Origin of the sequence: Pseudomonas sp. A6, from assembly GCF_052367875.1 — a bacterium.
GTDB classification, from domain to species: Bacteria; Pseudomonadota; Gammaproteobacteria; order Pseudomonadales; family Pseudomonadaceae; genus Pseudomonas; species Pseudomonas citronellolis.
Window position 1 is genome coordinate 4,533,809 of sequence record NZ_CP198970.1, and the last position, 27,000, is coordinate 4,560,808.

Sequence of the window (27,000 nt, forward strand, 5' to 3'; positions counted from 1 at the left end):
TCACCGATGCCGCACTTCACGCGCCACGACAAGGACGCCTGGCCCGTCACCCTCGCCTGGCTGATCATCGCCTTCGTCTGCTACGCCCTGCCCTGGCACGCCTTCGCCGCCCTGCCCGCCGCCCCGGAGGGCCAGCCGGTGCTGCGCATCCAGGGCTCCAACACCATAGGCGCGCACCTGCTGCCGGAACTGGTGAAGGGGCTGCTGCTGGAACAGGGCTACAAGGCCATCCTCGCCGAGCCCGGCCAGGCGCAGAACGAAACGCGGGTCCGCGCCCGCGACGCCCAGGGCCGCGACGTCGTGGTGGAGATCGCCGCCCACGGCAGCAGCACCGGCTTCGCCGCGCTGAAGGACGGCAGCGCCGAGATCGCCGCCGCCTCGCGGCCGATCAAGGACGCCGAGGCCGCGGCCCTTTCCGCCTCGGGCAACCTGCGCGGCGCCAAGGCCGAACAGGTGATCGGCATCGACGGCCTGGCCATCGTCGTGCACCCGGACAACCCGCTGCGCGAGCTGACCACCGCCCAGCTGGCCCAGGTCTTCGCCGGCGAGGTGAAGACCTGGGAAGATCTCGGCGGCCGCGGCGGCGCCATCCACCTGTACGCCCGCGACGACAACTCCGGCACCTTCGATACCTTCAAGGAACTGGTGCTGGCCAGCCAGGGCAAGGCCCTGGCCGCCTCCGCCCAGCGCTTCGAATCCAGCGACGCGCTGTCGGCCCAGGTCGCCGCGGACCCGCAGGGCATCGGCTTCGTCGGCCTGGCCTCGGTGCTCAAGGCGCGCGCCCTGGCCATCGCCGACGGCGAGTCGCGGGCGATGCTGCCCTCCCCCGGCAGCATCGCCACCGAGGACTACCCGCTGTCGCGCCGCCTGTACCTGTACATCAAGCCCAACGAGCGCAACCCCTGGGCCCAGGCCCTGGTGCAGTTCGCCCAGGGTGACCGCGGCCAGGCCCTGGTCAGCGGCAGCGGCTTCGTCGGCCAGCGCGTGCAGGCCATGCGCGTGCAGCCCGCCGAGGGCATGCCCGAGCAGTACAAGGCCCTGGCCCGCGAGGCCCGGCGGCTGTCGCTGAACTTCCGCTTCCACGAGGGCAGCGCCACCCTGGACAACAAGGCCCAGCGCGACGTCGAGCGCCTGCTGGCCTACCTGCGCCAGCACGACAAGCTCGACGGCAAGGCGGTGCTGGTCGGCTTCGGCGACGCCCGCCAGGACCCGACCCGCGCCCAACTGCTGTCCAAGCTGCGGGCCATGGCGGTGCGCCGCGAACTGGCCAGGGAAGGCGTGGTCTTCCACGGCATCGAGGGCATGGGCGCGGCCCTGCCGGTGGCGGCCAACGACGACCAGGAAGGCCGGGTGAAGAACCGCCGCGTGGAGGTCTGGGTGTACTGATCCAGGACAGCCCAAGGCGCTCGCCCCTGGTCTAGGCTGTTACTGTAGGAGTGAATAGGTCGTAGGAACTTGTTACTTTCCCCCGCTTGCCTCGCGACCCTGCTCTGCTATTTTTCCCGCCGTGACGCCGGGCCCCTCTGACGGTCGCTGACCGCCATGTCGGAGTCACTTTCGACAACGACAGCAAGAGAGGGCCCGCATGGCACCCCTATTGGATTTCCTCAACACCCCCTTCCTCGGCACCGCCGCCTGGTTCTGGCTTCTGTTCCTGGCCATCGTCATCCTCCTCCTGTTCCTCGACCTGGGCGTGCTGCAGCGCGACCACCACGAGATCGGCGTGCGCGAGAGCCTGCTGCTCTCGGCCGGCTACTTCAGCTGCGGCCTGGCCTTCGGCGGTTTCGTCTGGTACGAGTTCGGCGCCACCAGCGCCATGGAGTACTACACCGGCTTCCTGGTGGAGCAGTCGCTGTCGATGGACAACGTGTTCGTCATGGCGATGATCTTCGGCTTCTTCGGCATCCCCCGCCGCTACCAGCACCAGGTGCTGTTCTGGGGCATCCTCGGCGCCATCGTCATGCGCGCCATCATGATCGGCCTGGGCGCGGCGCTGGTCAGCGAGTTCGAGTGGATCATGTACGTGTTCGGCGCCTTCCTGCTGTTCAGCGGCGTGAAGATGCTGCTGGTCAGGCACGAGGAAGAACCCGACCTGGCCAACAACCCGGTGCTGCGCTTTTTGCGCAAGCACATCCGCGTCACCGAGCAGCTCCACGAGCACCACTTCTTCGTGCGCAAGCCGGACGCCTCGGGCAAGCTGGTGCGCTTCGCCACCCCGCTGTTCCTGGCGCTGATCCTGATCGAGCTGGCCGACGTGGTGTTCGCGGTGGACAGCGTGCCGGCGATCTTCGCCATCACCAAGGACCCGTTCATCGTCTACACCTCGAACATCTTCGCCATCCTCGGCCTGCGCGCCCTGTACTTCTCGCTGGCGGCGATGATCCACCGCTTCGTCTACCTGAAGTACGCCCTGGCCCTGGTGCTGGTGTTCATCGGCGCGAAGATCTTCGCCCACGGCTTCATCGGCAAGGTTCCCGCCGTGCTCTCGCTTGGGGTAACCTTCGGCCTGCTCGCTGGTGGCATACTGCTGTCACTGCTCAAGACGCGCAAGGCAGGCGAGCAGGAGCTGGAAATCGTCAGCCGGGAGACCCTGCATGCAGGACGAGGTGAAGATCGAGGCCATTGAAGTCCAGGGCCGGCCCTGGTGGCTGGTGCGCCTGGGCCGCCGCGGCCTGCGCTTTTCCCAGGAATCCCTGGCCCGCGCCTTCGCCGCCCAGTTGCATGTGCGCCGCCAGTGGTGGCAGCAGCGCGGCGAAGACGAACCCAACGAACGCACCTGAGCCCCCGCCCGCCGCCGGCGGGGCGCTCGCAGCGGCGCTAGTGGCTGCGCCGACCCTTGAGCACCTTGACGATCTCGCCGATCAGGTTCACCACCAGCACCCGCTCGCTTTCCGCCAGCTCCTGAAGCAGGTCGCCGATGGCCTCGGCCTGCTCGGCGACGTCGATCGAGTCCTTGCGGAAGAGGTCGCTCAGCGGGCATTCGAGGATTTCCGCGATCTGCCCCAGGCGCTGCAACGTCGGCGATATCACGCCGTTCTCCATGCGGCTGATGGTTTCCTTCTCCACCCCTATCCCCTCTGCTATCTGTGCCTGCGTCAGCCCCTTGGCCCTGCGGCGGTTGGCGATGGCTGCGCCGACTTCATGGACCACGTTCCGACCTTTCATGCGAATTGACCTCATACATCATCCGATATAACGCCTCAAGCCATTTTCAGGGGAGCTTGCGTGCGGCTGAAGGACGCATGACGTCTACAAATGTTTCTTAATAGATCATTGACTAATTGACTTTCCTTTTCACGGGAGAACAGGATAGGGCTGATTGCCATCACTTCGCCCCCATGGCGCAGCCGGTCCGATGGTGGTTTGCCACGAAAGGAAGTCCGCAATGTTGTCCAAGCTGAAAATACGCACGGGAATGCTCATCGTCCTGGCCGCCCTGGCCGCCGCCCTCCTGCTTTCGATCTTCACCGGCTGGAACAGCGCCCGCAGCAGCGACCAGCAGATCCAGTCGCTGAACCGCGTGGCGGTGGAGCGCAACAACCAGTTGCAGAAAGCCTACGCACGCCTGCTGCGCGCGCGCATCGCCATGGCCGGCGCCTTCCTCGAAGCGCGCGCCGGCGATGCCGACAAGGCCCGCGTCAGCGTGCAGCGCAGCGAGGAACTGTTCCGCGAGGCCGGCGAGAGCTTCGCCCGCTTCAGCCAGTCCAATGGCGAGGAGGCGGACTGGCAGGCCCAGGGCAAGGCGCTGCAGGCGGCCTTCAACGACTACAACGCGGTGCTGGTGGAGCAGATGCAGGTGCTGCGCGCCGGCTCGGAGAGCGGCTACATCCAGAGCAACCTCAAGGCGCGCGAGGCCAACGACCGCCTCGACCAGGCGCTGCTGGCCTTCGAAAGCCGGATCGAGGCGCACGCCCAGGCGGTGATGCTCGACGCCCACCAGCGCTACGCCATGGCGCGCGTGGAAGCCATCGCCCTGGCCAGCCTGGCGGTGCTGCTGCTCGGCGCCTGCTGGTGGTTCATCGCCCGTTGCGTGCTCGCCCCGCTGCGCGAGGCCGGCGAGCATTGCGACCGGCTGGCGCTGGGCGACCTGCGCCAAGGCATCGCGGCCGGCGCGGACAACGAGATCGGCCAGTTGCTCGGCGCCCTCGGCCACATGCAGGACGGCCAGCGCGGCATGCTCAGCGGCATCTCCGCCTCGGCCAGCCGCCTGGCCGCGGCCGCCGAGGAGCTCAGCGCGGTGACCGAGGACGGCAACCAGGGCCTGAGCCAGCAACACCGCGAGCTGGAACAGGCGGCCACCGCCGTCACCGAGATGACCAGCGCGGCCGAAGAAGTGGCGCGCAACGCCAGCGCCACCTCGGAAACCTCCCAGGCCTCCAACCAGCTCGCCCAGCAGAGCCGCAACCAGGTGCGCACCACCCTGGAGGAGATCGGCGCCATGGCCGACGGCATCCAGGCCGTGGCCCAGCACGTGCAGACGCTGGAGGCCCAGGCCAACGGCATCGGCAAGGTGCTCGACGTGATCCGCGCGGTCTCCGAGCAGACCAACCTGCTCGCCCTCAACGCCGCCATCGAGGCGGCGCGCGCCGGGGAAGCCGGGCGCGGCTTCGCGGTGGTCGCCGACGAGGTGCGCACCCTGGCGCACCGCACCCAGGACTCGACCCAGGAAATCGAGCAGATGATCGAGGAAATCCAGCAGGGCACCGGGCGCGCCGTCGAATCCATGAACGAAAGCGCCCAGCGCTCGCGGGCGACGCTGGAACGCACCCGCGCCTCGGGGCAGACCCTGGAGCAGGTGTTCGAGACCATCGGCCAGATCAGCGAGCGCAACCTGGTCATCGCCAGCGCCGCGGAGGAACAGGCCCAGGTGGCCCGCGAGGTGGACCACAACCTGCTGAACATCCGCGACCTGTCCACCCGCGCCGCGGCCGGCGCCCAGCAGACCAGCGCCGCCAGCCACGAGCTGTCGCGCCTGGCGGTGGAGCTCAACGACATGGTGCTGCGCTTCAAGCTCTAGCCCCGTTCCTCGACCACCAGGCCGGAGTGCAAGCATGCCGATCCGCAGTATTCCCGACCTCCCCCGGATGCTCTCCGAAGCCCTGGAGCATGCCGAGACCGCTCTTTGCATCAACGACGACGGGCAGCGCCTGCTGTACTGCAACCGCGCCTTCGGCCGGCTGCTCGGCCATGCCCCGGAAAGCCTGGTGGGCCGCCCGTTCGACGAACTGGTGGACGCGCAGCCGGCGGCCAACGGCCGCGTGGAAGCCCTGGTGCGCTGCCATGACGGCCGGCGCATCTGGTGCGGCATCGCCAGCACCGGGCTGAACCGCGCCACCGGCGAGCCCGACCTGCAGCTGCTGGCGCTCACCGAGATCACCCAGTCGAAAATCCACGAGGTGCTGCTGGACCGCCTGCTCGAAGGCATGGCCCGCGACGAGCCGCCGGAACACCTGATGGAAGCTGCCTGCCTGGAGATCGAACGGCTGCTGCCGCGGACCAGCGCCTCGGTCCTGCGGGTGAACGCAGGCCGCCTGCACCCGCTGGCCGGGCCGAGCCTGCCGCCCGCCTACCTGCAGGCCCTGGACGGCCTGCCCCTGGGCGACGGCCCGGGCAGCGAGGGCGCCTGGGCCGGCGAGGTCGAGCGCCATCCGCTGTGGTCCGCCTACCGCCACCTGCTGCCGCCGGAGCTGCGCAGCTGCAGCATCACGCCGATCCGCTCCAGCGCCGGCCAGCTGATCGGCAGCTTCGTCTGCTACGGCCGGGGGGAACAGGCGCCCTGCGCGACGCAACAATGCCTGCTGGACATCTGCACGCACCTCTGCGCGCTGGTGCTGGAGCGCGACCAGGCGCGCACGCGCATCCACCAGCTCGCCTACTACGACGACCTCACCGGCCTGCCCAACCGCCACCTGCTGCAGAACCTGGCCAGCGCCGAACTGGCCGGCGCCGCCGCGCGCCGGCAGGGCCTGGCGGTGCTATACATCGGCCTGGACCGCTTCCGCCAGATCAACGATTCCTTCGGCCGCCCCTCCGGCGACGAGCTGCTGCGCACCATCGCCCGGCGCCTGCGCCAGGCCTGCCGCGACGAGGACCACGTCGGGCGCCAGACCAACGACGAATTCGTCGTCCTGCTGCCGGGCTGCGACCGCGCGGCGGCCGGCGTCCACCTCTCCCGCCTGAAGGCCGCCCTCGACGCGCCCTGGCGCGTCGCCGGCGCGCCCCACAACCCGTCGGCGAGCATCGGCATCAGCCTGTTCCCGGAGGATGGCGAGGACTTCCAGAGCCTGCTGCGCCATGCGGCGATGGCGATGAACCAGGCCAAGGGTAAAGGCAAGGGCCGCGGCGGCCAGGTGTTCTTCAGCGAGGAACTGGAGCGCCTGGCGCAGGAACGCGTGGCGCTGGAGAGCGCCCTGCGCGAAGCCCTCGCCAGGCAGCGCCTGCACCTGAACTACCAGCCGCTGGTGGACATCCGCGCGGGCCGCCTGCGCGGCGCCGAGGTCCTGGCCCGCTGGCACCACCCGCAGCTGGGCAACATCTCCCCGGAGCGCTTCATCCCCCTCTCCGAGGAATGCGGGCTGAGCATCGAACTGGGCCGCTGGGTGCTGCGCGAAGCCTGCCGGCAACTGGCCGAGTGGCGCCACGCGGGCCTGCAGGTGCCGGAGATATCGGTCAACCTGTCCGCCGGCGACTTCCAGGACCCGCAACTGCCCGTCGCGGTGCTGCGTACATTGGAAGAGCACGGCCTGCACGGCACCGACCTGACCCTGGAAATCACCGAAAGCGCGCTGATGGAAGCCGACAGCGACACCCTGGGCGTGCTCGACCAGTTGCACGAACTGGGCATCCGCCTGTCCCTGGACGACTTCGGCACCGGCTACTCCAGCCTGGCCCGGCTGAACCGCCTGCCGGTGCAGGAACTGAAGCTGGACCGCAGCTTCGTCCGCGACCTGGAGAGCAACAGCACCAGCCGCACCCTCAGCGACGCCGTGCTGAACATCGGCCGGAGCCTGGGCATGACGGTGGTCGCCGAGGGCATCGAGAACCCCGAGCAACTGCGCATCCTCGAAGCCCAGGGCTACACGGTGGCCCAGGGCTACCTGCTGTCCCCGCCGCTACCGGCCGAAGGTTTCGCGGCCTGGCTGAAGGCAAGGCAGGTGGCGGGGTGATTCTGTAGGAGCGAGCTTGCTCGCGAACCGGGCAGTCACTGAATTCCCGCGTTCGCGGGAATGACGAGGGGGAAGGATGGTGCCTGACCTCCAAGCCACTCAGGACAGCCCCCTCTCCCTTCAGGGAGAGGGTTGGGGAGAGGGCGCTCTCAACCCCAGCACCTAAGCCACCGGGGAAACCCCGTTAGGCTGCGGCGTATAACCGCGAACGGTTATACGCCCTACGTTTCAGGATGACTCTGGATTCACCGCCCACTCCGAACGGCCCCCTCTCCCTCCGGGAGAGGGCTGGGGTGAGGGCGCTCTCAACCCCCAGCACCTACACCACCGGGGAAACCCCGTTAGGCTGCGGCGTATAACCGCGAACGGTTATACGCCCTACGTTTCAGGATGACGCCGGATTCACCGCCCACTCCGAACGGCCCCCTCTCCCTCCGGGAGAGGGCTGGGGTGAGGGCGCTCTCAAGCCCAGCACCTACGCCACCGGGAAACCCCGTTCGCGAGCAAGCTCGCTCCTACAAAAAACCGCCCGAACGAGGTCCACACACAAAAACGCCGCTTCCCCTTCGGAGAAACGGCGTTCCCGTGACCCACATGGGGCCTCAGCTACCAACCGGCACTCACTTGCCCATGTACTTGCCGATCTCGTACTTGCCGATGGCCATGCGGTGCACTTCGTCCGGGCCGTCGGCCAGGCGCAGGGTGCGCTGCATGGAGTACCAGTAGGCCAGCGGGAAGTCGTTGGAGACGCCGGCGCCGCCGTGGATCTGGATGGCGCGGTCGATCACCTGCAGGGCGACGTTGGGCGCCACCACCTTGATCTGGGCGATCTCGCTCTGGGCGATCTTGTTGCCCACGGTGTCCATCATGTACGCGGCGTTGAGGGTCAGCAGGCGGGCCTGGTTGATCTCGATGCGCGAGTTGGCGATGTGGTCGATGTTGCCGCCAAGGCGCGCCAGCGGCTTGCCGAAGGCGGTGCGGCTGGTGGCGCGCTTGCACATCAGTTCCAGGGCGCGCTCGGCCATACCGATGGAGCGCATGCAGTGGTGGATGCGGCCCGGGCCGAGGCGGCCCTGGGCAATCTCGAAGCCACGGCCTTCGCCCAGCAGCACGTTCTCGTAGGGCACGCGGACGTTCTCGAAGAGCACCTCGGCGTGGCCGTGGGGCGCGTCGTCGTAGCCGAACACCGGCAGCGGGCGGAGGATCTTCACCCCGGGGGCGTCGCTGGGCACCAGGATCATCGAGTGCTGCTGGTGGCGCGGCGCGTCCGGGTTGGTCAGGCCCATGAAGATCATCACCTTGCAGCGCGGGTCGCAGGCGCCGGAGGTCCACCACTTGCGGCCGTTGATGACCCACTCGTCACCGTCGCGCACGGCGTTGGCCTGCATGTTGGTGGCGTCGGAGGAAGCCACGCCCGGCTCGGTCATGGCGAAGGCGGAACGGATTTCGCCGCGCAGCAGCGGCTCCAGCCAGGTGCGCTTCTGTTCCTCGCTGCCGTAGCGGACGAGGGTTTCCATGTTGCCGGTATCCGGGGCCGAGCAGTTGAACGGCTCGGCGCCGATCAGCGAGCGGCCCATGATCTCCGCCAGCGGGGCGTATTCCATGTTGGTCAGGCCGGCGCCGTATTCGGACTCGGGCAGGAACAGGTTCCACAGGCCCTCGGCCTTGGCGCGGGCCTTGAGGTCCTCCATGACCTGGGTCGGCTGCCAGCGGTCGCCTTCGGCTACCTGTTGCTCGAAGACGCTCTCGGCGGGATAGACATAGGCTTCCATGAACGCGGTGACGCGTTCACGCAGATCCTGGACCTTGGCGGAATAGGCGAAATCCATGGGGGCTACCTTCTGGCAGGGGTTTGTCTTGTGTCGAGGAAGATGCTAGAACAGGCAGCACGATTTACCTAGCCTATTATCCGAATCAATGAACATTCATAACCCGCATGATGGTCCGCCATCCCGGGTATGATCCGGCCACAACAATGACAAGCGGAGCCACGGGATGAACCTGAACAAGGTCGACCTGAATCTGTTCATCGTCTTCGATGCCATCTACACCGAAGCCAACCTCACCCGCGCCGGGCAGATCGTCGGCATCACCCAGCCCGCGGTGTCCAACGCCCTCGCCCGCCTGCGCGAAACCTTCAACGACCCGCTGTTCGTGCGCACCGCCCAGGGTATGGTGCCCACGCCCATGGCGCAGAACATCATCGGCCCGGTGCGCAACGCCCTGCAGCTGCTGCGCGTGTCGGTGCAGGAAAGCCGCACCTTCACCCCGCAGCAGGCGAGCAAGACCTACCGCATCAGCATGACCGACCTCACCGAGGCCATCATCCTGCCGCCGCTGTTCCAGCGCCTGCGCCGCCAGGCGCCCAACGTGCACATCGAGAGCTTCCTCTCCAAGCGCCGCGAGACCACCAAGGAACTGGCCGCCGGGCGCCTGGACTTCGCCGTGGACGCGCCGCTGAACACCGACCCGCAGGTGCGCCACGTCAAGCTGATGGAAGACCGCTACGTCTGCGCCATGCGCCACGGCCACCCGCTGGCCAAGCCGAAGCTGAGCCTGGAGGAGTACCTGTCGCTGACGCACATCCAGATCTCCAGCCGCCGCAGCGGCCTGGGCTACATCGACCTGTCCCTGGGCAAGATGGGCCTGCAGCGCAAGATCGCCCTGCGCTCGCAGCACTACCTGATGGCCTCCAACGTGGTGCAGCAGACCGACATGGCGGTGACGGTGCCCGAGCGCTTCGCCCGCCACCACAGCCTGCACTACGTGGACCTGCCGGTGAGCGACGTGCCCAAGCTGGAAACCCACCTGTACTGGCACGAGAGCACCGACCAGGACCCAGCCAACCGCTGGATGCGCGAGCAACTGATCGAGCTGTGCCAGCAGGTCACCGCCCGCGAGGCGCGGGAAGCGCAGCAGTCCTGAAGCCCCTGGAGCCGCCGGCAACCTCGACGCCCGCCGCCCCCCCCAAACGCGCATTGTAGGGCGTACAACCGTTCGCGGTTGTACGCCGTCGCCCCACGCACCATAGGCCCGGTAGTGCCGATTTCGTAATCGGCCAGGGTTTCCGGAACCCCGCCGCGCGAGAACCGGCCACGGTGAGGCGGCGGATAACCGCGAACGGTTATCCGCCCTACGCCCCCGGTAACACCTCTCCCGCCCCTGCCCCCCTTTCCCCCTATCCAAGGTCGGGCCGGCCCTCGCTTGGCCGCATTTCACCGGGCCATGGCCGGATCGGACCTCTCCCTTGTCCGACAATCCTTCCAACAATTACATCAACCAATGACACATTCACCGTGTCAGGCCCTCCGCCCCGCCGGCGCCACTGCCTGTCCATGCCGCCGCCGGGGCTCGTCGAACAACAACAAGGAGTCGCCCATGAACGTCCAGACCGAACCGCTCCGCGCCCACTTCCCCGTCCGGCGCATGGATTTCAGCTTCACCGAGACGCCGAAGTACTGGTGGGACGATCAACCCTTCATGTCGCACTTCATGAACAACCTGTCCTCGCTGTTCCCCTATGGCGAGAAGTTCTTCGTCGACAGCGTGCGCGCCGTGCGCGACCGCATCCAGGACCCGCAGCTGCAGAAGGACGTGTCCGCCTTCATCGGCCAGGAAGCCATGCACTCCAAGGAACACGCGGCCTACAACGAATACGCCGAGGAACACGGCATCGACCTGGAACGCCTGGAGCTGCGCATCAAGCACCTGCTCGGCGCGATCAGCAAGGTCACCACCAAGAAGCAGGACCTGGCCATCACCTGCGCCCTGGAGCACTTCACCGCGACCATGGCCGAGCGCCTGCTGCGCCGCGAGGACCTGAGCACGCAGATGCGTTCGCCGAAGATGTACAAGCTGTGGATGTGGCACGCCATCGAGGAGAACGAGCACAAGGCGGTGGCCTACGACGTCTACCAGCAGGTCTACGGCGGCTACTTCACCCGCACCGCGGTGATGCTGCTGACCACGGTGATCTTCCTCGGCGTGATCGGTGGCTTCCAGATCCACCTGCTGCGCCGCGACCGCCAGCTGTTCAACTGGCGCAGCTGGAAGCACGGCCTGGTCACCCTGTTCGGCCTGCGCAACGGCTACTTCACCCAGCTCGTGCTGCCCTGGCTGGACTACTTCCGCCCCGGCTTCCATCCCTTCGACCACGACACCAAGACGCTGGAGAAGTACTGGAAGGACAAACTCGACTTCGCTGGTTGAGCCGCCCCTTCACCTGTAGGAGCGGGCCCTGCCCGCGAATCGCGCGCAGGGCGCGCTCCTACAGGTGCAGCCCGGCTTCTCGTAGGAGCGAGCTTGCTCGCGAACAAACCCCGCAGCGGAATCTGTTCGCGAGCAAGCTCGCTCCTACGAAGAGCAGCTCGGCGCGGGCGGCTCTACACCCCCAACGCCTGCAACACCGCCGCCCCGGTGAACAGCAGCAACACCTGCCGCTCCGCCAGCGCGCAGACCTCGCCCCGTTGCCCTTCCGGCAATTCCAGGTAATCCAGCGACAGCTGGAACAGCTGCCGGCTGATCAGCCGCGACAGCTGCGCCACCTCCTGCGCCGGCACCTCCGGCAGCAGGCGGAACAGGGCGATGTCCTCGGCCATGTCGGCGCCGAAGTCGTCCATCACCTGGCCCAGCGCCTCGCGCAGCACCGCCGAGGGGCCGTGCAGTTCGCGCACGCCGATGATGAAGGCCTCGGGGTGGCGTTCGACGAAGTCGAAGAACAGCCGCACCGTCTCCTCGCACACCCGCTGGCCGCGGGCGAAGTCCAGGCCCAGCGGGGTGGCCGCCGCGCCGCCCGCCGCCGGCGCGCGCCCGGCCGCCTCGCGGCGCAGTTCGCGCAGCGGCTGGCGCAGCTGGGTGGCGATGTCGCGGATGATCGCCAGGCCCAGGTCATCGACGTCGGCGAAGTGGCGGTAGAAGGTGTTGGGGTTCAGCCCGGCCTCGCGGGCCAGTTCGCGCAGGCCGATGCTGCTCAGGCTGCGCCGGCTGGAGGCCAGGCGCAGCGCCGCCTCCATCAGCAGGCGCTTGCCCGGTGCATCCTGGCGTTGTGTTACCGCGTCCGGTTCCAGACTCATCCTTGCCCCACCTCGCCCACCCTAAAGATTGGTTGCCCGCGAAGTATACAGATGTCTACATTGGCAGCACGTAGACAGTTGTATACGCCTGCACACAAGCATAACAGGAGCCAGGTAAATGGGAACTCAACCTAAGACTGCCGCGGTCAGACACTGCAAGGTGGCCATCATCGGCACCGGTTTCTCCGGCCTGGGCATGGCCATCCGCCTCAGCCAGCAGGGCGAGGACGACTTCCTGCTGTTCGAGAAGGACGCCGGCGTCGGCGGCACCTGGCGGGTCAACAACTACCCCGGCTGCGCCTGCGACGTGCAGTCCCACGTCTACTCCTTCTCCTTCGAGCCGAACCCGGAATGGACGCGCATGTTCGCCCGCCAGCCGGAAATCCGCGGCTACCTGGAGAACTGCTGGAAGAAGTACCGCCTGGAAGGCCGCACCCTGCTGAACACCGAGATCCAGCGCCTGGAATGGGACGAGGCGCGCGACCTCTGGCACCTGCACGACGCCGCCGGCAACCACTACACCGCCCAGGCGGTGGTCTCCGGCATGGGCGCCCTGTCGATCCCCTCGCCCCCCGACCTCAAGGGCCTGGACAGCTTCAAGGGCCACGCCTTCCACTCGCAGCACTGGGACCACGACTACGACCTGAAGGGCAAGCGCGTGGCGGTGATCGGCACCGGCGCCTCGGCCATCCAGTTCGTTCCGGAAATCCAGCCGCTGGTGGCCAGGCTGGACCTCTACCAGCGCACCGCGCCGTGGATCCTGCCCAAGCCCGACCGCGCCATCAGCGACAAGGAGCGCGCGCGCTTCAAGCACTTCCCGCTGGTGCAGAAGCTCTGGCGCGGCGCGCTCTACAGCATGCTCGAAGGCCGCGTGCTGGGCTTCACCTTCGCGCCCTGGGCGATGAAGATGATCGGCAAGCTGGCGGTGCGCTACATCCACCAGCAGGTCAAGGACCCGGAACTGCGCCGCAAGCTGACCCCGGACTACACCATCGGCTGCAAGCGCATCCTGATGTCGCCGAACTACTACCCGGCGCTGGCCGCGCCGAACAGTTCGGTGATCACCGACGGCATCCGCGAGGTCCGCGAGCACAGCATCGTCACCGCCGACGGCCAGGAGCGCGAGGTGGACGCGATCATCTTCGGCACCGGCTTCACCGCCAACGACCCCATTCCCCGCGGCACCGTGTTCGGCCGCGGCGGCGTGGACCTGCTGGACACCTGGCCGCAGGGCCCGGAAGCCTACAAGGGCACCGTCACCCGCGGCTTCCCCAACCTGTTCTTCCTGATGGGCCCGAACACCGGCCTGGGCCACAACTCCATGGTCTACATGATCGAGTCGCAGATCGCCTACGTGCTCGGCGCGCTGAAGCTGATGCAGCGCCGCGAGCTGCTCAGCCTGGAGGTCAAGGAAGACGAGCAGCAGCGCTGGAACCTCAAGCTGCAGCGCGGGCTCAACCATAGCGTGTGGAACACCGGCGGCTGCAAGAGCTGGTACCTGCACCCGGTGAGCGGGCGTAACTGCACCCTGTGGCCGGGCTTCACCTGGCGCTTCCGCCTGCTCACCCGCAGTTTCGACGCCGCCGCCTATCATCTGAAGGCCAGGCCGTTCGAGGAAACCGCAGTCACCCAGCAACCCCGCGCCGAGGAGGTCCCGGCATGAAGTCCTTCGAGAACAAAGTCGCCGCCATCACCGGCGCCGGTTCCGGCATCGGCCGCGCCCTGGCCCGCGAGCTGGCCTCGCGCGGCTGCCACCTGGCGCTGGCCGACGTCAACGCCGCCGGCCTTGAGGAAACCCGCCAGGCCCTGGCCTCCTACGGCGTGCGCATCTCCACCGAGGTGGTCAACGTCGCCGAGCGCGAGCAGGTCCACGCCTGGGCCGACAAGGTGGTGGCCGAGCACGGCAAGGTCAACCTGGTCTTCAACAACGCCGGGGTGGCCCACGCCGGCACCGTGGAAGGCAGCGAGTACGAAGAGTACGAGTGGATCACCAACATCAACTTCTGGGGCGTGGTGTACGGCACCAAGGCCTTCCTGCCGCACATCAAGGCCAGCGGCGAAGGGCACGTCGTCAACGTCTCCAGCGTGTTCGGGCTGTTCTCGCAGCCGGGCATGAGCGCCTACAACGCCACCAAGTTCGCCGTACGCGGCTTCACCGAATCGCTGCGCCAGGAGCTGGACATGGAAGGCGGCGCGGTCTCGGCCAGCTGCGTGCACCCCGGCGGGATCAAGACCAACATCGCCCGGACCGCGCGGATGAACGACAGCCTGGCCAAGGTCACCGGGCAGAACGCCAACGCCGCGCGCCAGCAGTTCAACGACCAGTTGCTGCGTACAACCCCGGACAAGGCTGCCCAGGTGATCATCCGCGGCGTGGAGCGCGACGCGCGGCGCATTCTCATTGGCGCGGATGCACATGCCATCGATGTGATGCTGCGGGTGTTGCCGGTGTGGTATCAGAAGGTGGTTACCGTCAGCATGCGTTTGGCGGCGCGTTTTGCGCCCAAGGGCAAGGCGCGGCCGGAGGGGTATGAGGCCAAGTAGGGGGTGGTGAAAGGAGAAGCCTGCTTCTTGGAGCGGGCTTTTTTCTTGATGGGTATCGCTTCGCTCAACGCCATCCTACGGGGTACATTGCTCTTCGCTCTTCACTCTTCACTCTTCGTAGGAGCGAGCTTGCTCGCGAACAATGGCGTTTCCCGGCGGCTGCGGTGTTTGAGGTTGACTCCGCTCCCTCTCCCCAACCCTCTCCCTGAAGGGAGAGGGGGCTAGTCCGTGCCGAGAGAAGGAATGGTTTCAGCCGGAAACCGTTGGAGTTACCGGCTGACTCCAGAACACCGAACTCTGCCCAACGGTCCCCTCTCCCTTCAGGGAGAGGGTTGGGGAGAGGGGCGTGGTTGAACCACACACCAGCGCAGCCAGGTAACTCCATGGGTTCGCGAGCAAGCTCGCTCCTACAAACAGCCCGCCCCCTTAGAGCCCCATCTGCTTGGCGATGATCTCGTTCATGATCTCCCGCGTCCCCCCACCGATGGAGAGAATGCGGTTATCGCGATACAACCGCTCCACCAGGCTCTCGCGCATATACCCCATGCCACCCAGCAGTTGCACCGCGTCATAGACCACCCGATCCGCGACATCGGTGGCGAAGTTCTTGGCCATGGAGATTTCCTTCACCACGCTCTTCCCGGCAGCCATCTTCGCCGCCTGGCGGTAGGTGAACTCGCGGGAGACCTCGACCTGGGTGGCCATCTCCGCCAGGCGGTGCTTGAGCACCTGGAACTTGCCGATGGGCTTGCCGAAGGCTTCGCGCTCGGCGCTCCATTTCAGGGCTTCCTCCAGGGCCAGTTGGGCGGTCATGTTGGCCATGGTGGCCAGGGCCAGGCGCTCGCTCTGGAAGTTCGCCATGATGCAGGCGAAGCCCATGTTCTCCATGCCGATCAGGTTTTCCGCCGGCACCTTGCAGTCGTCGAAGAACAGCTCGGCGGTGTCCGAGGCCCACCAGCCCATCTTCTTCAGCTTGCGGCCCACCGTGAAGCCGGGCGTGCCCTTCTCCACCAGCAGCAGGCTGACGCCGCCGTAGCCTTCGCCGCCGGTGCGCACCGCCACCGTGTAGTAGTCGGCGCGCACGCCGCTGGTGATGAAGGTTTTGCTGCCGGTCACGCGGTAATGGTCGCCGTCGCGCGCGGCGCGGGTCTTCAGGCTGGCCACGTCGGAGCCGCCGGAGGGCTCGGTGACCGCCAGGGCCATGATCTTCTCGCCGGCCAGCACCTGCGGCACGATGCGTTCGCGCAGTTCCGCGCGGCCCCACTTGAGCAGCGGCGGCAGGCCGATGTCCAGCGAACCCAGGCCGGCCACCAGGCCGCCGGAGCCGCTGCGCATCAGTTCCTCGCTGGCCGCCAGCTTGGCGAACAGGTCGCCCTCGTGGCTGCCGCCGTAGGCTTCGGGGTAGCCGATGCCGAGGATGCCGGCCTCGCCGGCCTTGCGGTAGAGCTCGCGGGGGAACTCCTCGGCTTCTTCCCAATCGGCGATGTGCGGGAGGATTTCCCGCTCGACGAAGCGCCGCACCGAGTCGCGGACCAGGCGGTGGCTGTCGTCGAAGTATTCGGTGAATGCGGACATGGCGGGCCTCCAGGCGGGTTGCCTGAAAACTTACCGAGCGCTTGCTTGGTTTTCAAGGCGAGACTTGCGCCATCGCCTGGGCCGTTTCGGCCCGATGCCTCTGGACTAGACGATCGGCCGGCGCCCGGCCAGGGCGTGGGCCAGGGTGCCGCCGTCCACCAGCTCCAGCTCGCCGCCCAGGGGCACGCCGTGGGCGATGCGGCTGAGCACCAGGCCGCTGCCGGCCAGCAGTTGGGCGATGTAGTGGGCGGTGGCCTCGCCTTCCACCGTGGGGTTAGTGGCGAGGATGATCTCGGCGAAGCTGCCGGCCTTGATCCGCGCTTCCAGCTCGGGAATGCCGATGGCCTCCGGGCCCAGGCCGTCCAGCGGCGAGAGGTGGCCCTTGAGCACGAAGAAGCGTCCGCGGTAGCCGGTCTGCTCCACCGCGAACACGTCCAGCGGGCCTTCCACCACGCACAGCAGCGAGTCGTCGCGGCGCGGGTCGGCGCACTGCGGGCACAGCTCCTCCTCGCTCAGCGTGCGGCACTGCTTGCAGTGCCCTACCCCTTCCATGGCCTGGGTCAGCGCCTGGGCCAGGCGCAGGCCGCCCGTGCGATCACGCTCCAGCAACTGCAGCGCCATGCGCTGGGCGCTCTTCTGCCCCACCCCGGGGAGAATGCGCAGGGCGTCGATGAGTTGGCGGATCAGCGGGCTGAAGCTCATGGGGGAACCGGTCTCGGGATTCAGGAAGGGATGAACGTCGTAGGCACAACTATCTTGCCGGCTGCGCCGAAGTGCCTTTCGTAGGATGGGTCGAGTTTACGAAACCCATGCGGTCGTGGTGATGGGTATCGCTTCGCTCCACCCATCCTACGGGGCTGGAGGAGTTCCGGGGCGACCAGAGGGTACTCAGGACAAGGCGCGAGCGGTGTCGGACAGCGGAGTTTACTTCAGTAAATGAGCATGTCCGGCATCGCTCGCAACGCAGTCATGGGTGCCCGCTGGGCGGCACCTTCACCTTAGAAGGGCATCTTGAAGCCGGGGGGCAGCTGCATGCCGGCGGTCATGCCCGCCATCTTCTCCTGGTTGTTCTGCTCGATCTTGCGCACGGCGTCGTTCACCGCGGCGGCAATCAGGTCTTCGAGGATTTCCTTGTCTTCCTGCATCAGGCTATCGTCCAGGCTGACGCGCTTGACGTCGTGCCGGCCGGTCATCACCACGCTCACCAGGCCGGCGCCGGACTGGCCGGTGACTTCGGCGTTGGCCAGCTCTTCCTGCATCTTCTGCATCTTTTCCTGCATCTGCTGGGCCTGCTTCATCAGGCCGGCCATGCCACCTTTCATCATCTCGATCACCTTTTGTCGTTCAGGGTTGGTTGGGCGCCGGCCTTCAGGCCTTCGCCGCCAGGGGTTCGATGGTACCGGTGCGGACCACCGCGCCGAACTGCTGGCGCATCTGCAGCACGTACGGGTCCGCCTCAATGGAGCGCTCGGCCTCGCGCTGGCGCTCGGCACGCTTGCGCGCCGCGGCCTGGGCGGGGGTTTCCTGCTCGGGCTTGTGGATGGTCACTTCCAGCGTCAGGGTGCGCCCGTGGTACTGGCTCAGCGCGTCGTTCAGGCGGCGCTGCTGGGTGGCGTTGTACAACGCGCTCTGCCCCGGGTCCAGGTGCAGGTGCCAGGTGTCGCCCTCCACCGCGACCAGGGTGCAGTTGGCGCCGATGCTCGCGGTCAGGCCACCCAGGCCCAGGCGTGGGAACAGGTCCAGCCACTCGGCGGCGAGGCCCGTGGCCGGCAGGGCCGCCGGTTCCGGTTCGGGCTCGGGTTGGGCGCTGGCCTGCGACTCGTCGCCGCCTTCCAGGTAGCTGAGCGAATCCATGTCGACTTCATAGTAGTCCTCGGCCGGCGGCGGCTCTTCGTCGCGGTCGTCGTCCTCGCTGTCGGCCATGGCGATAGGCGCCGGTTCGGGCGCCGCAATGGGCTCGGGCGCCGGCGCAGGTTCGGGCTCGACCGGCGGCTGCACGGCGGCGGCCGGCGCGGCGGGTTCTTCCCAGGGCAGGTCGACGACGGGCGCCGGTTCAGCCACGGCGGCTTGCGCTTCGACTACGGGCACCTCGACGGGCGCGACCTGCGGGGCGGGCTCGACGGGTGCCGGCGCGGCCTCGACGACAGGCGCCGGCGCAGGTTCGGGCGCAACCTCTGCCACCGGAGCCGGAGCCGGAGCCGGAGCCGGAGCCGGAGCCGGAGCCGCCACAGGCTGCGGCGCGGGTGCCGGCTGGGCAACGGCGGCGGGCACGGTGGACACCACCGGCACGCTCGCCACGCTGGCAGCGGCTGCCGGCGCCGCAACGGCGGCGCCGGCCACTGGGTTGCGGTTGGAATCAGCCGTGGCCGTGCTGATCCCCAGGTCCTTTAGCGGTGACCTCGGTGGCGCCCCGCCATCGGCCGGGCGGAAGGCCAGCATGCGCAGCAGCACCATCTCGAAGCCGCTGCGCGGGTCCGGCGCCAGGGGCAGGTCGCGGCGGCCGATCAGGCCCATCTGGTAATAGAACTGCACGTCCTCGCCGGGCAGCGCCCGGGCCAGGGCCAGCACCTTGTCGCGGTCGCCCTGGCCGTTGTCGACGGCGTCCGGCAGCACCTGGGCGATGGCCACGCGGTGCAGCACGTTGAGGATTTCGGCCAGCACCCCGCCCCAGTCCGGGCCCTGTTCGGCCAGGTGGCGCACGGCGTCCAGCAGGGCCCGGGCGTCGCCTTCGAGCAGCGCGTGGAGCACGCCGTAGACCTGGCCGTGGTCGAGGGTGCCGAGCATGGCGCGCACGTCGGCGGCCAGCACCTTGCCCTCGCCGAAGGCGATGGCCTGGTCGGTCAGGCTCATGGCGTCGCGCATGGAGCCGTCGGCGGCGCGGCCGAGCAGCCACAGGGCGTCTTCCTCGAAGGGCACGTTCTCGGCGCCGAGCACGTGGCTCAGGTGCTCCACCACGCGTTCCGGCGGCATGTTCTTCAGGCTGAACTGCAGGCAGCGCGAGAGGATGGTCACCGGCAGCTTCTGCGGGTCGGTGGTGGCCAGCAGGAACTTGACGTGGGGCGGCGGCTCTTCGAGGGTCTTGAGCAGGGCGTTGAACGAGTGCGAGGAGAGCATGTGCACTTCGTCGATCAGGTAGACCTTGTAGCGCCCGCGGCTCGGCGCGTACTGCACGTTGTCCAGCAGTTCGCGGGTGTCCTCGACCTTGGTGCGGCTGGCGGCGTCCACTTCGATGAGGTCGACGAAGCGGCCCTCATCGATCTCCCGGCACACCGAGCACTGGCCGCAGGGGGTGGAGCTGACGCCGGTCTCGCAGTTCAGGCACTTGGCCAGGATGCGCGCGATGGTGGTCTTGCCCACGCCGCGGGTCCCGGTGAACAGGTAGGCGTGGTGCAGGCGCTGGTTGTCGAGCGCGTTGATCAGGGCCTTGAGGACGTGGGTCTGGCCGACCATTTCGCGGAACGAACGCGGACGCCATTTGCGGGCAAGAACCTGATAACTCATTGAAATCCATCGCGGCTGGTAGGCGGAAGTGGGCTAATCCTAGCGAAGAGGACCGGAAATTGCACCCGATGCCGGGCCAGGCTTGGCAAGAACCCTCCGAAACAGGCATTGTGTCCTGCTTCCGCACGTCCGGAGCCCGAATGCGCGCACTCCTCCCCGCCCTCCTGCTGGTCGCCGGCCTGGCCCAGGCCGATCCCCGGCAGCTGAGTTTCTCGGTGATCGAGGGCTGGGCCATGCCGCTGGCGCAGGTCGAGGACGGCCAACTGACCGGCGGTATCCTCTTCGAGCTGTTCACCCGCACCGCGGACAAGGTCGGCATGGCCCCGTCCTTCCATATCCTGCCGCGGGCCCGGGTGGAACAGGCCCTGCACAGCCACAGCATCGACGTGCGCTGCTACATCGCCCCGGCCTGGCTCAGCGAGGAGTTCCGCGACTACCGCTGGAGCGTGCCGCTGATGACCCAGCGCGATCTGCTGGTGGCCCGGGAGCGGGCCCCGGTGGACGTCGCCACGCTGGCCGGGCAAAGCGTCGGCACCGTCCTCGGCTACGCCTACCCCTACCTGCAGCTGTCGTTCGCCAGCGGGCGCCTGCACCGCGACGATGCACGCAACCAGGAGCTGGTGCTGAAGAAGCTCGAAGCCGGGCGCTACGACTATGCGGTGTCCAGCGAGGTGGCGCTGAACTGGTTCAACCTCCAGCGGCCGGCCGAGCACCGCCTCTACCCCGCAGCCAAGCTCGACCAGGCCGAACTGGGCTGCATGGTCCTGGACGATCCGCAACTGCCGACCCAGGCGGTGCTCGACGCCCTGGCCGAGCTCAAGGCCTCCGGGGAAATCGAGCGCATTCTCGATCACTATCGCTGACGGTTGTGCGCCACACGTCATGGTCGGGCCTGGCGTAGGGCGAATAACGCTCCGCGTTATCCGCCGTTTGGCCTTGGCCGAACCCTGCTCGAGGGCGAGCCTGAGCATCCTTGTAGGGAGCGCCAGGGTCGGCCATGGCGTTGGCGATGAGGGAGGTGAAGCGGCGTACAACCGCGAACGGTTGTACGCCCTACGCTTCCGGGGCCACCGCTATGCGGGCTTCGCCGCGGCGGATCCACTCGGCGTAGCGTGCCGGGATGTGGCCGTGCACCGCGCCTGCGTTCACCGTGGCGGCGTAGTCGCAGACCGCCTGTTCGCCCTCCCCTTCGCGGCGGTACAGGGTCCAGCGCACCCGGCTGCCCTCGGCCAGGGTGCAGGGCAGTTCGAAGCGTGGCGAGCCTTCGGCGTAGCCGACGTGGAAGTCGTCCGGCATAGGCCCGCCGGGGAAGCCGGCGGCATCGAGGAAGCCGAACATCGAGTCGTGCTGCAGCAGGCTGCGCCGCGCGTAGGGCCAGACGTAGCGGCGCAGGAAGTGCTGGTCGGCGAAATGCCGCGAGGCCAGCGGCTCGGCGAAGAACAGCCGGGCCAGCTGCGCCAGCGGCGGCAGTGCCCCGCCGACGACGCCCCAGAGCCCGGCCAGCAGCAGTTCGGTATGGGTGCCGTTGTCGCGCAGGGCGTGGAAGTGCCTGTCGCTGGCCAGCCATTGGGCCACCGCCTCGGCCTCGCGCTCGCTGATCACCGAGTCGGCGTCGCGGAACAGGATGCGCTGGGCCTGGGCATCGTCCAGGGCGAGGAAGCGCCACATGGGCCCCGGCCACTGGCACGTGGCCTCGTCCACGCGCACCACCTCGCCGCCGTTGTCGAGCAGGCGGCGGACGATGGCCTCGGGCACGCTGTCGTCGATATAGAAGCGGCAGGTCCAGTGCGGGTAGATGCGCGGCTGCTCCAGCACGTTGAGCACCGCCGTCTCGCAGTACTTGGCGCTGGCGCCGAACAGCGAGAAGGCGATGACGTTGCGCTCGCAGGTGGCGGCGCTGGGCGGTGGCGGCAATGCCGGCAGGGCATGGGCGATCGGCGGTTCGACGCCGAACTGGCGCTCGCGCAGGCTCAGCGCGTGCAGGCCGTGGCGGCGCACCTGGTCCCACTGGCGCAGGGCGCAATGGGCGTGGGACAGGGCGTCGAACAGCGCCAGGCTGTCGCCGCCGGCGGCCAGGGCGCGGCCGGCATGCTCGATGGCCTCCTGCCAGCGCTCCAGCTTGATGCAGTTCACCGCCGCGTCGGTCCAGGCCACCGCCAGCTGCGGCCAGCGCCGGGCGGTCTGCAGGCACAGTTGCAGGGCCTGCTCATGCCGGCCCTGGGCGTAGAGGGCGCTGGCGCGCCGGCCGGCGGCCTCGACCTCGCGGCGCTCGCGGTAGCTGGGCGTACGTTGCTTGGCCATGGTTGCCCTCCTCAGCGTTCGCGCAGCGCTTCGCGGGCGCGGTTGAGCGGCTTGGTCAGGTAGTCCCAGACGGTCTTGCTGCCGGTGTGCACGTCCACCGTGGCGACCATGCCGGGGAAGATCGGGAAGCTCCTGCCTTCCTTGTTCTGCAGCGAGTCGGTCTCGGTGCGCACGAACACCCGGTAGTAGTACTGGTCGCGGCGCACCTCGTCCTGGATGGTGTCCGGCGAGATGTGCGTCACCTTGCCCTCCAGGCCGCCGTAGATGGCGTAGTCGTAGGCGCTGATCTTCACCGTGGCGCGCTGCCCGGGGTGGATGAAGGCCACGTCGCGCGGGGAGATGCGCGCCTCCACCAGCAACTGGTCCTCCACCGGCACTATGACCATGAAGCGACCGTTGGGCGGGATGACGCCGCCGACGGTGTTCACTTCGATGTCCTTGACGATGCCGCGCACCGGCGAGAGCACGGTCAGGCGCGTCAGCGAGTCGGCGCGCCCGCGGGTCACCGACTGCTGCGCCTCCACCTCGCCATTGGCCTTGGCCAGCTCCTCGCGGGCCTTGACGTAGTACTGGTTGCGCGTCTCGGTGGCCTTGAGCTCCAGCTCGTTGGCCTGGCGCTTCAGGCGCAGCACCTCGACGTTGCTCGCCGCGCCGATCTCGGCCAGGCGCGTGGTCAGCTTGAGTTCCTTGTTGACCAGCGCCAGGGCCTCGTTGATGCCCTTGAGGCTCTTCTGCAGGCTGTCGCGCCGCGACTGGTACAGGGCGGTCTCGGACTTCACCAGGTCCGGCTCCTCCAGCACTTCAGCCGGGAACACCAGCTTGCCGCCGTCCACTTCCGCCCGAAGGCGCGCGGCCATGGCCAGGGCGGCGCGCAGGCGCGAGGCGCTCTCGCCCACCGAGGATTCGGTCTTGGTGCGGTCGAGCTGGGCGAGCACCTGCCCCGCGTCGACGCGGTCACCCTCCTTCACCCGCAGCTCGGCGAGGATGCCGCCCTCCAGGGACTGCACCACCTGCTCGCGGGAGCTGGGGATCACCTTGCCGGTACCGGTGGAGACTTCGTCGAGCTCGAACAGGTAGGCCCAGGCGAACAGCAGCAGCATGCCGCCGAGCACGCTCCAGACCAGCCAGGCGGCGCGCGGCGCGCGCTCCTTCGCCTGGAAATAGGGGGCCAGGGGCGCGGCCCCGGGCGCTTGAATCGAATTGGCTTGCATGGTCACTCCCGACGCGGGCCAGGGCCCGCGTCCTCTGCGAATTCAGTGGCGGCTCAGGCGACGGCCGGGGCCTTCTCGCCGGGCTTGGCCGCCGGCCCGCCGGCGAGCTTGGCCAGCACCGCCTGCTTGGTGTCGTCGAGGACGACGCGGCCGTTGTCGACCACGATGATCCGCTCGACCCACTTGAGCACCGCCGGGCGGTGCGTCGCCACCACCAGGGTGCGCGAGGCCAGCCACGGCTCCAGGTGGCGGATCAGGCCCTGCTCGCCGACTTCGTCGAGCCAGGCGGTGGGCTCGTCGAGCAGCAGCACGCGCGGCTGGCGCAGCAGCGTGCGGGCCAGCAGCAGGCTCTGGCGCTGGCCGCCGGAGAGGCCGCGGCCACCCTCCTGGACCATGTGCTCCAGGCCGTCGGGCAGCGCCTGCACCAGGCCCAGGGCACAGCTCAGGCGCAGGGCCTCGAGCAGCTCCTCGTCGCTGGCGTTGGGCCGGCCCATGGTCAGGTTGTCGCGCAGGGTGCCGAAGAACAGGTTGGCCTGCTGGCTGAGGAAGGCCACGTCGCGGCGCACGTCGTAGGGGTCGATCAGCTCCAGGCGCAACGAGTCGAGCAGCAGGCTGCCCTCCTGCGGCCGGTACATGCCGGCCAGCAGCTGCAGCAGGCTGGACTTGCCGGCGCCGTTGCGGCCGAGGATGGCCACCTTCTCGCCGGCGGCGATGCGCAGCTGGCCCACTTCGATGGCCGCGCGCTTGTCGTCCTGGCCGTAGCGGAAGCGCACGCCTTCGAGCTGGTAGTCGCCGTGCAGCACCGGGCGGTGCAGGCGCTTGCCGCCCTCGGCGCTTTCCACCGGGCGCTGCATCAGTTCCTCCAGGCCCTCGCGGGCGACCTTGGCCTGCTGCCAGCGCGACATGATCCCGGAGATCTGCGCCAGCGGCGCGATCATCCGCGAGGACAGGATGGACATGCCGATCAGCGCGCCGGTGGTCATGTCGCCGCTCATCACCTGGAAGCAGCCGACCAGCACCACCAGCACGTAGACCAGCGTCTGCACTTCCTGGGTCCAGGCCATGAGCGCGCCGGAGATGAAGCGCTGGCGCATGCTGACGGTGGCCGAGACCTCGTTGAGGTGGTTCCACTGGTTCTGGAAGCGCTGCTCGGCGCGCAGCTGCTTGACGTCCTCGATGCCCTGCACCGCCTCCACCAGGATGGCGTTGCGGATCGCCGACTCGCGCATGCCTTCCTTGGACAGCCGCGCCAGCGGCTTCTGCGCCAGCAGGCCGGGGATCAGCAGCAGCGGCAGCACCGCCAGCGGCACCAGGGCCATGACCCCGCCCACCGACCAGAGCACCACCAGGAACAGGAAGAAGAACGGCAGGTCGGCCAGCGCGCCCAGGGTGGTCGAGGTGATCAGTTCGCGCACCTGCTCCATCTCGCGGATCTGCGAGATGAACGAGCCGGTGGACTTGGACATGGCCTCGTTGCGCAGGCGCAGGGCGTGGCCGAAGACGCGGTCGGAAATGCGCAGGTCGGCGCGCTTGCCGATCAGGTCGGAGATGTGGGTGCGCGCCAGACGCATGCCGAAGCCGATGAGCACCGCCAGCAGCACCCCGCCGAACAGCACCCAGAGGGTCGGCTCGGACTGCGCCGGCACCACGCGGTCGTAGACCTGCATGGAGAACAGCATGGAGGCCAGGGCCAGGACGTTGGCCACCAGCGAGGCGAGCATGACGTCGCCGTAGCGCCGCCAGTCGCGCAGCACCAGGCTCCAGAACCAGTTGGGCTGGTAGGGCTTGATGTAGTCGTCGACGCGCACGTCGGCCACCGCGACTTCGGGGCGCAGGCAGTAGACGCGCTCCACCCGCTCGACCACTTCCTCTGCCGGCAGGGCCTGCAGCACGCCCTGCTCGCCGCTCAGGCGCACGCCGACGCGGCCCTGGCCGTCGATGCTTTCGATGATGCCGACCTGGCCGCCGGAGAACTGCGCCAGCACCGGCAGGCGCCAGGGGTCGAGCACGCCCTTGTCCAGGGCTTCGGCGCGCAGCGTCAGGCCCATGTCGCGGGCCATGTGCTGCAGCTGCCCGTCCAGGTCCTGGCCCTGGCGCCATTGCTGGCCGACGCGGACGCGCTCTTCGGAAACGTCCAGGCGGTAATGCCGGGCCACCATCAGCATGGCTTCCAGCCAGGGGCTGCTGACGGCCTCCGGGCGTTGCGCTTGCGCGGTCATAGGGAATCACTCTCGAGTTGGAAGACGTCGTGCATCCGCCCGGTGGCGTTGATGAAGGCCACCTGGGCGCTCCACAGGTCGTGGCGGGCGTTCACCGAATCGCTCTGCGCCTGGTAGATCTCCTGCTCGGCGTTGAGCAGGTCGAGCAGCGTGCGGGTGCCCAGCGAGAGGTACTGCTCGCGGTACAGGCGCTGGGTGTCGACGATGCTTTTCTGGCGGTCGGCGAGCACGCGCAGGCGCTCGTCGAGGCCGCCCATCTGTTCCTGCAGGGCGACCCACTGGTCGCGGGCCTCCAGCTGCCGGGTGTGCAGGCGCTCCTCGGCCGCCCGCAGCGCCTGGCCGGCGCCGCGCACCCGCGCCGAGGGCGCGCCGCCGGCGAAGAGGTCGTGCTTGACGCCGAGGGTCAGGGTGTAGACGCGCTCGCCGGCCATGTCGCCGGCATTGCCGAAGTACTTGTTGACGCCGCCGTCGACGGTGAAGGTCGGCCGCGTGTTGGAGCGCGCCAGGGACAGCTGGGCCTCGGCCTCCTCGCGCTCGGCCACCGCCATGCGCACGCCGACCGGCATCCGCGGGTTCGGCTCGATCAGCCGCACGGCCTGTTGCAGGCGCTCGGCGGGCACGTCCACGGCGGCCTCGCTCACTTCGCGGCCGATCATGGTGCGCAGCTTGCTCTTCTGCTGGCGCAGCTGCGTCTCGACGGCCAGCAGCGAGGCCTCGGCCGCCTCCACCCGCGACTGCGCCTGGATCAGGTCGGCCTGGGTGCTGGCGCCTTCGCTGGCGCGCTGCCGGGCCAGCTGGCGCAGGCGCTGCAGGCCGTCCACCAGGGTTCGCGCGCTGTCGCGCAGGGCGCGGTAGCGGGCGACTTCGATCAGCGCCTGGGCCGACTGCCGGGCGACCTCGTCCACCTCGCTCATCAACTGGAAGCGCTGCACCTGCACGCCGGCTTCGGCGCCCTTGACCGAGTTGGCCACCTTGCCGAAGTCGTAGACCATCTGCGAGGCGGACAGCGACAGGTTCTGGCCGCTGCCATAGGCGCCCTGCTTGCCGGTGTTCAGGCCGGTCTGGATGGTCGGCAGGTAGCCGGCCCTGGCCACGTTGATGGCCTCGCGCTGCTGGCCGAGCTGGGCCGCGGCATCGCGGATCGACGGGTAGGTCTGCACCGCCAGGCTGACCGCGTGCCACAGGTCCAGGGCGCCGCCCTGCCCCGCCCCGGCGTCCGACGGCTGCCAGTCGCGGGTCAGGTGGTCGACCGACAGGTCCAGTTTCTTCCGCGGGGCATCCTGCCACCCGCATTCGGGCTGGCAGAGCAGGCGCTTGCCGCCCTTGCCCTCCGGCTCCGCGCCGAAGACCACCAGCGGGGTGAATGCCAGCCAGGCCAGCGCACCCCAATGCAATTTGTTGAGAAACATCT

20 protein-coding genes and 1 pseudogene are annotated in these 27,000 nt (G+C 68.5%); 10 read left to right on the plus strand and 11 right to left on the minus strand.

Features of this window, described 5'->3' with window-relative positions; translation table 11 throughout:
• Positions 1-6 precede the first annotated feature (6 nt).
• The 3 genes from ACTWJ5_RS19910 to ACTWJ5_RS19920 all read left to right on the plus strand — a co-directional run bounded on the left by ACTWJ5_RS19910 (position 7) and on the right by ACTWJ5_RS19920 (position 2,780).
• A complete protein-coding gene (locus ACTWJ5_RS19910; RefSeq protein WP_444436376.1) occupies positions 7-1,386 on the plus strand; it encodes a substrate-binding domain-containing protein in 1,380 nt (459 codons plus the stop codon).
• A gap of 199 nt (positions 1,387-1,585) precedes the next feature.
• A complete protein-coding gene (locus ACTWJ5_RS19915) occupies positions 1,586-2,626 on the plus strand; it encodes a TerC family protein (RefSeq protein WP_116424991.1) in 1,041 nt (346 codons plus the stop codon).
• Entirely contained in the window at positions 2,595-2,780 is a 186-nt protein-coding gene (locus tag ACTWJ5_RS19920; protein ID WP_009619452.1) for a hypothetical protein, read from the plus strand. Before ACTWJ5_RS19915 ends, ACTWJ5_RS19920 begins: the two co-directional genes overlap by 32 nt.
• Positions 2,781-2,817: 37 nt before the next feature.
• Here the strand turns inward: ACTWJ5_RS19920 and ACTWJ5_RS19925 are convergent, their stop codons facing one another.
• Entirely contained in the window at positions 2,818-3,165 is a 348-nt protein-coding gene (locus ACTWJ5_RS19925) for a helix-turn-helix domain-containing protein (RefSeq protein ID WP_253390669.1), read from the minus strand.
• Positions 3,166-3,385: 220 nt separating this feature from the next.
• Between ACTWJ5_RS19925 and ACTWJ5_RS19930 the strand changes: the two genes are divergently transcribed.
• On the plus strand, positions 3,386-5,017 hold the full coding sequence (locus ACTWJ5_RS19930) for a methyl-accepting chemotaxis protein (protein ID WP_074985355.1): 1,632 nt from the start codon (positions 3,386-3,388) through the stop codon (positions 5,015-5,017).
• 34 nt (positions 5,018-5,051) lie between these two features.
• Positions 5,052-7,166: a putative bifunctional diguanylate cyclase/phosphodiesterase gene (locus ACTWJ5_RS19935; RefSeq protein WP_444436377.1), complete on the plus strand. Its 2,115-nt coding sequence runs from the start codon at positions 5,052-5,054 to the stop codon at positions 7,164-7,166.
• Between the two features lie 620 nt (positions 7,167-7,786).
• Here the strand turns inward: ACTWJ5_RS19935 and ACTWJ5_RS19940 are convergent.
• Positions 7,787-8,995: an acyl-CoA dehydrogenase gene (locus ACTWJ5_RS19940; protein ID WP_058489189.1), complete on the minus strand. Its 1,209-nt coding sequence runs from the start codon at positions 8,993-8,995 to the stop codon at positions 7,787-7,789.
• Positions 8,996-9,161: 166 nt separating this feature from the next.
• Here ACTWJ5_RS19940 and ACTWJ5_RS19945 point away from each other — a divergent pair, with 166 nt between their 5' ends.
• Both ACTWJ5_RS19945 and ACTWJ5_RS19950 read left to right on the plus strand, forming a co-directional pair.
• Positions 9,162-10,091, plus strand: a complete 930-nt coding sequence (locus ACTWJ5_RS19945; RefSeq protein ID WP_261748401.1) for a LysR family transcriptional regulator — start codon at positions 9,162-9,164, stop codon at positions 10,089-10,091.
• 453 nt (positions 10,092-10,544) lie between these two features.
• Positions 10,545-11,375, plus strand: coding sequence for a metal-dependent hydrolase (locus ACTWJ5_RS19950; protein WP_249917030.1), 831 nt, complete (start codon positions 10,545-10,547; stop codon positions 11,373-11,375).
• Positions 11,376-11,548: 173 nt separating this feature from the next.
• Here ACTWJ5_RS19950 and ACTWJ5_RS19955 read toward each other — a convergent pair whose 3' ends face one another.
• The gene (locus ACTWJ5_RS19955; RefSeq protein ID WP_009619444.1) at positions 11,549-12,238 is read right to left on the minus strand and encodes a TetR family transcriptional regulator; all 690 of its coding nucleotides are present in this window, start codon (positions 12,236-12,238) and stop codon (positions 11,549-11,551) included.
• Between the two features lie 78 nt (positions 12,239-12,316).
• On the opposite strand from ACTWJ5_RS19955, the pseudogene ACTWJ5_RS19960 reads away from it, so the two are divergent.
• Both ACTWJ5_RS19960 and ACTWJ5_RS19965 read left to right on the plus strand, forming a co-directional pair.
• A pseudogene (locus ACTWJ5_RS19960) lies at positions 12,317-13,901 on the plus strand (flavin-containing monooxygenase).
• Positions 13,898-14,782: an SDR family NAD(P)-dependent oxidoreductase gene (locus tag ACTWJ5_RS19965; protein ID WP_276215921.1), complete on the plus strand. Its 885-nt coding sequence runs from the start codon at positions 13,898-13,900 to the stop codon at positions 14,780-14,782. Before ACTWJ5_RS19960 ends, ACTWJ5_RS19965 begins: the two are co-directional and overlap by 4 nt.
• Before the next feature lie 426 nt (positions 14,783-15,208).
• On the opposite strand, the gene ACTWJ5_RS19970 is transcribed toward ACTWJ5_RS19965, so the two are convergent.
• The 4 genes from ACTWJ5_RS19970 to dnaX form a co-directional block, all read right to left on the minus strand.
• Entirely contained in the window at positions 15,209-16,357 is a 1,149-nt protein-coding gene (locus ACTWJ5_RS19970; protein ID WP_444436378.1) for an acyl-CoA dehydrogenase family protein, read from the minus strand.
• Between the two features lie 105 nt (positions 16,358-16,462).
• Positions 16,463-17,059 (minus strand): recombination mediator RecR, encoded by a 597-nt coding sequence (recR, locus tag ACTWJ5_RS19975; protein WP_074985372.1) that lies wholly within the window; start codon positions 17,057-17,059, stop codon positions 16,463-16,465.
• A gap of 296 nt (positions 17,060-17,355) precedes the next feature.
• Complete coding sequence (locus ACTWJ5_RS19980) at positions 17,356-17,682, minus strand: YbaB/EbfC family nucleoid-associated protein (protein WP_009619439.1); 327 nt, start codon at positions 17,680-17,682, stop codon at positions 17,356-17,358.
• A gap of 43 nt (positions 17,683-17,725) precedes the next feature.
• Entirely contained in the window at positions 17,726-19,858 is a 2,133-nt protein-coding gene (gene dnaX / locus ACTWJ5_RS19985; protein WP_444436379.1) for a DNA polymerase III subunit gamma/tau, read from the minus strand.
• A gap of 140 nt (positions 19,859-19,998) precedes the next feature.
• Here dnaX and ACTWJ5_RS19990 point away from each other — a divergent pair, with 140 nt between their 5' ends.
• The gene (locus ACTWJ5_RS19990) at positions 19,999-20,721 is read left to right on the plus strand and encodes a substrate-binding periplasmic protein (RefSeq protein ID WP_074985376.1); all 723 of its coding nucleotides are present in this window, start codon (positions 19,999-20,001) and stop codon (positions 20,719-20,721) included.
• A 190-nt stretch (positions 20,722-20,911) separates the two neighbouring features.
• Here the strand turns inward: ACTWJ5_RS19990 and ACTWJ5_RS19995 are convergent, their stop codons facing one another.
• The 4 genes from ACTWJ5_RS19995 to ACTWJ5_RS20010 are packed head-to-tail and all read right to left on the minus strand — an operon-like array spanning position 20,912 to position 26,998.
• Positions 20,912-22,159, minus strand: coding sequence for a tetratricopeptide repeat protein (locus tag ACTWJ5_RS19995; protein WP_444436380.1), 1,248 nt, complete (start codon positions 22,157-22,159; stop codon positions 20,912-20,914).
• Positions 22,160-22,170: 11 nt separating this feature from the next.
• Complete coding sequence (locus ACTWJ5_RS20000) at positions 22,171-23,370, minus strand: HlyD family type I secretion periplasmic adaptor subunit (protein WP_253407171.1); 1,200 nt, start codon at positions 23,368-23,370, stop codon at positions 22,171-22,173.
• Between the two features lie 53 nt (positions 23,371-23,423).
• Positions 23,424-25,589: a type I secretion system permease/ATPase gene (locus ACTWJ5_RS20005; RefSeq protein WP_444436381.1), complete on the minus strand. Its 2,166-nt coding sequence runs from the start codon at positions 25,587-25,589 to the stop codon at positions 23,424-23,426.
• The gene (locus tag ACTWJ5_RS20010) at positions 25,586-26,998 is read right to left on the minus strand and encodes a TolC family outer membrane protein (protein ID WP_444436382.1); all 1,413 of its coding nucleotides are present in this window, start codon (positions 26,996-26,998) and stop codon (positions 25,586-25,588) included. Before ACTWJ5_RS20010 ends, ACTWJ5_RS20005 begins: the two co-directional genes overlap by 4 nt.
• Positions 26,999-27,000 lie beyond the last annotated feature (2 nt).

Excerpts from the sequence above, each read along its gene's own strand:
- ACTWJ5_RS19965 (WP_276215921.1), top strand. The coding sequence starts at position 13,898 with ATGAAGTCCTTCGAGAACAAAGTCGCCGCCATCACCGGCGCCGGTTCC.
- ACTWJ5_RS19935 (WP_444436377.1), top strand. The coding sequence starts at position 5,052 with ATGCCGATCCGCAGTATTCCCGACCTCCCCCGGATGCTCTCCGAAGCC.
- ACTWJ5_RS19955 (WP_009619444.1), bottom strand. The coding sequence starts at position 12,238 with ATGAGTCTGGAACCGGACGCGGTAACACAACGCCAGGATGCACCGGGC.
- ACTWJ5_RS19920 (WP_009619452.1), top strand. The coding sequence starts at position 2,595 with ATGCAGGACGAGGTGAAGATCGAGGCCATTGAAGTCCAGGGCCGGCCC.
- dnaX (WP_444436379.1), bottom strand. The coding sequence starts at position 19,858 with ATGAGTTATCAGGTTCTTGCCCGCAAATGGCGTCCGCGTTCGTTCCGC.
- ACTWJ5_RS19925 (WP_253390669.1), bottom strand. The coding sequence starts at position 3,165 with ATGAAAGGTCGGAACGTGGTCCATGAAGTCGGCGCAGCCATCGCCAAC.
- ACTWJ5_RS19915 (WP_116424991.1), top strand. The coding sequence starts at position 1,586 with ATGGCACCCCTATTGGATTTCCTCAACACCCCCTTCCTCGGCACCGCC.
- ACTWJ5_RS19950 (WP_249917030.1), top strand. The coding sequence starts at position 10,545 with ATGAACGTCCAGACCGAACCGCTCCGCGCCCACTTCCCCGTCCGGCGC.
- ACTWJ5_RS20000 (WP_253407171.1), bottom strand. The coding sequence starts at position 23,370 with ATGCAAGCCAATTCGATTCAAGCGCCCGGGGCCGCGCCCCTGGCCCCC.
- ACTWJ5_RS20005 (WP_444436381.1), bottom strand. The coding sequence starts at position 25,589 with ATGACCGCGCAAGCGCAACGCCCGGAGGCCGTCAGCAGCCCCTGGCTG.
- ACTWJ5_RS19940 (WP_058489189.1), bottom strand. The coding sequence starts at position 8,995 with ATGGATTTCGCCTATTCCGCCAAGGTCCAGGATCTGCGTGAACGCGTC.
- ACTWJ5_RS20010 (WP_444436382.1), bottom strand. The coding sequence starts at position 26,998 with ATGTTTCTCAACAAATTGCATTGGGGTGCGCTGGCCTGGCTGGCATTC.
- ACTWJ5_RS19995 (WP_444436380.1), bottom strand. The coding sequence starts at position 22,159 with ATGGCCAAGCAACGTACGCCCAGCTACCGCGAGCGCCGCGAGGTCGAG.
- ACTWJ5_RS19980 (WP_009619439.1), bottom strand. The coding sequence starts at position 17,682 with ATGATGAAAGGTGGCATGGCCGGCCTGATGAAGCAGGCCCAGCAGATG.
- ACTWJ5_RS19970 (WP_444436378.1), bottom strand. The coding sequence starts at position 16,357 with ATGTCCGCATTCACCGAATACTTCGACGACAGCCACCGCCTGGTCCGC.
- ACTWJ5_RS19910 (WP_444436376.1), top strand. The coding sequence starts at position 7 with ATGCCGCACTTCACGCGCCACGACAAGGACGCCTGGCCCGTCACCCTC.
- ACTWJ5_RS19945 (WP_261748401.1), top strand. The coding sequence starts at position 9,162 with ATGAACCTGAACAAGGTCGACCTGAATCTGTTCATCGTCTTCGATGCC.
- recR (WP_074985372.1), bottom strand. The coding sequence starts at position 17,059 with ATGAGCTTCAGCCCGCTGATCCGCCAACTCATCGACGCCCTGCGCATT.
- ACTWJ5_RS19930 (WP_074985355.1), top strand. The coding sequence starts at position 3,386 with ATGTTGTCCAAGCTGAAAATACGCACGGGAATGCTCATCGTCCTGGCC.
- ACTWJ5_RS19990 (WP_074985376.1), top strand. The coding sequence starts at position 19,999 with ATGCGCGCACTCCTCCCCGCCCTCCTGCTGGTCGCCGGCCTGGCCCAG.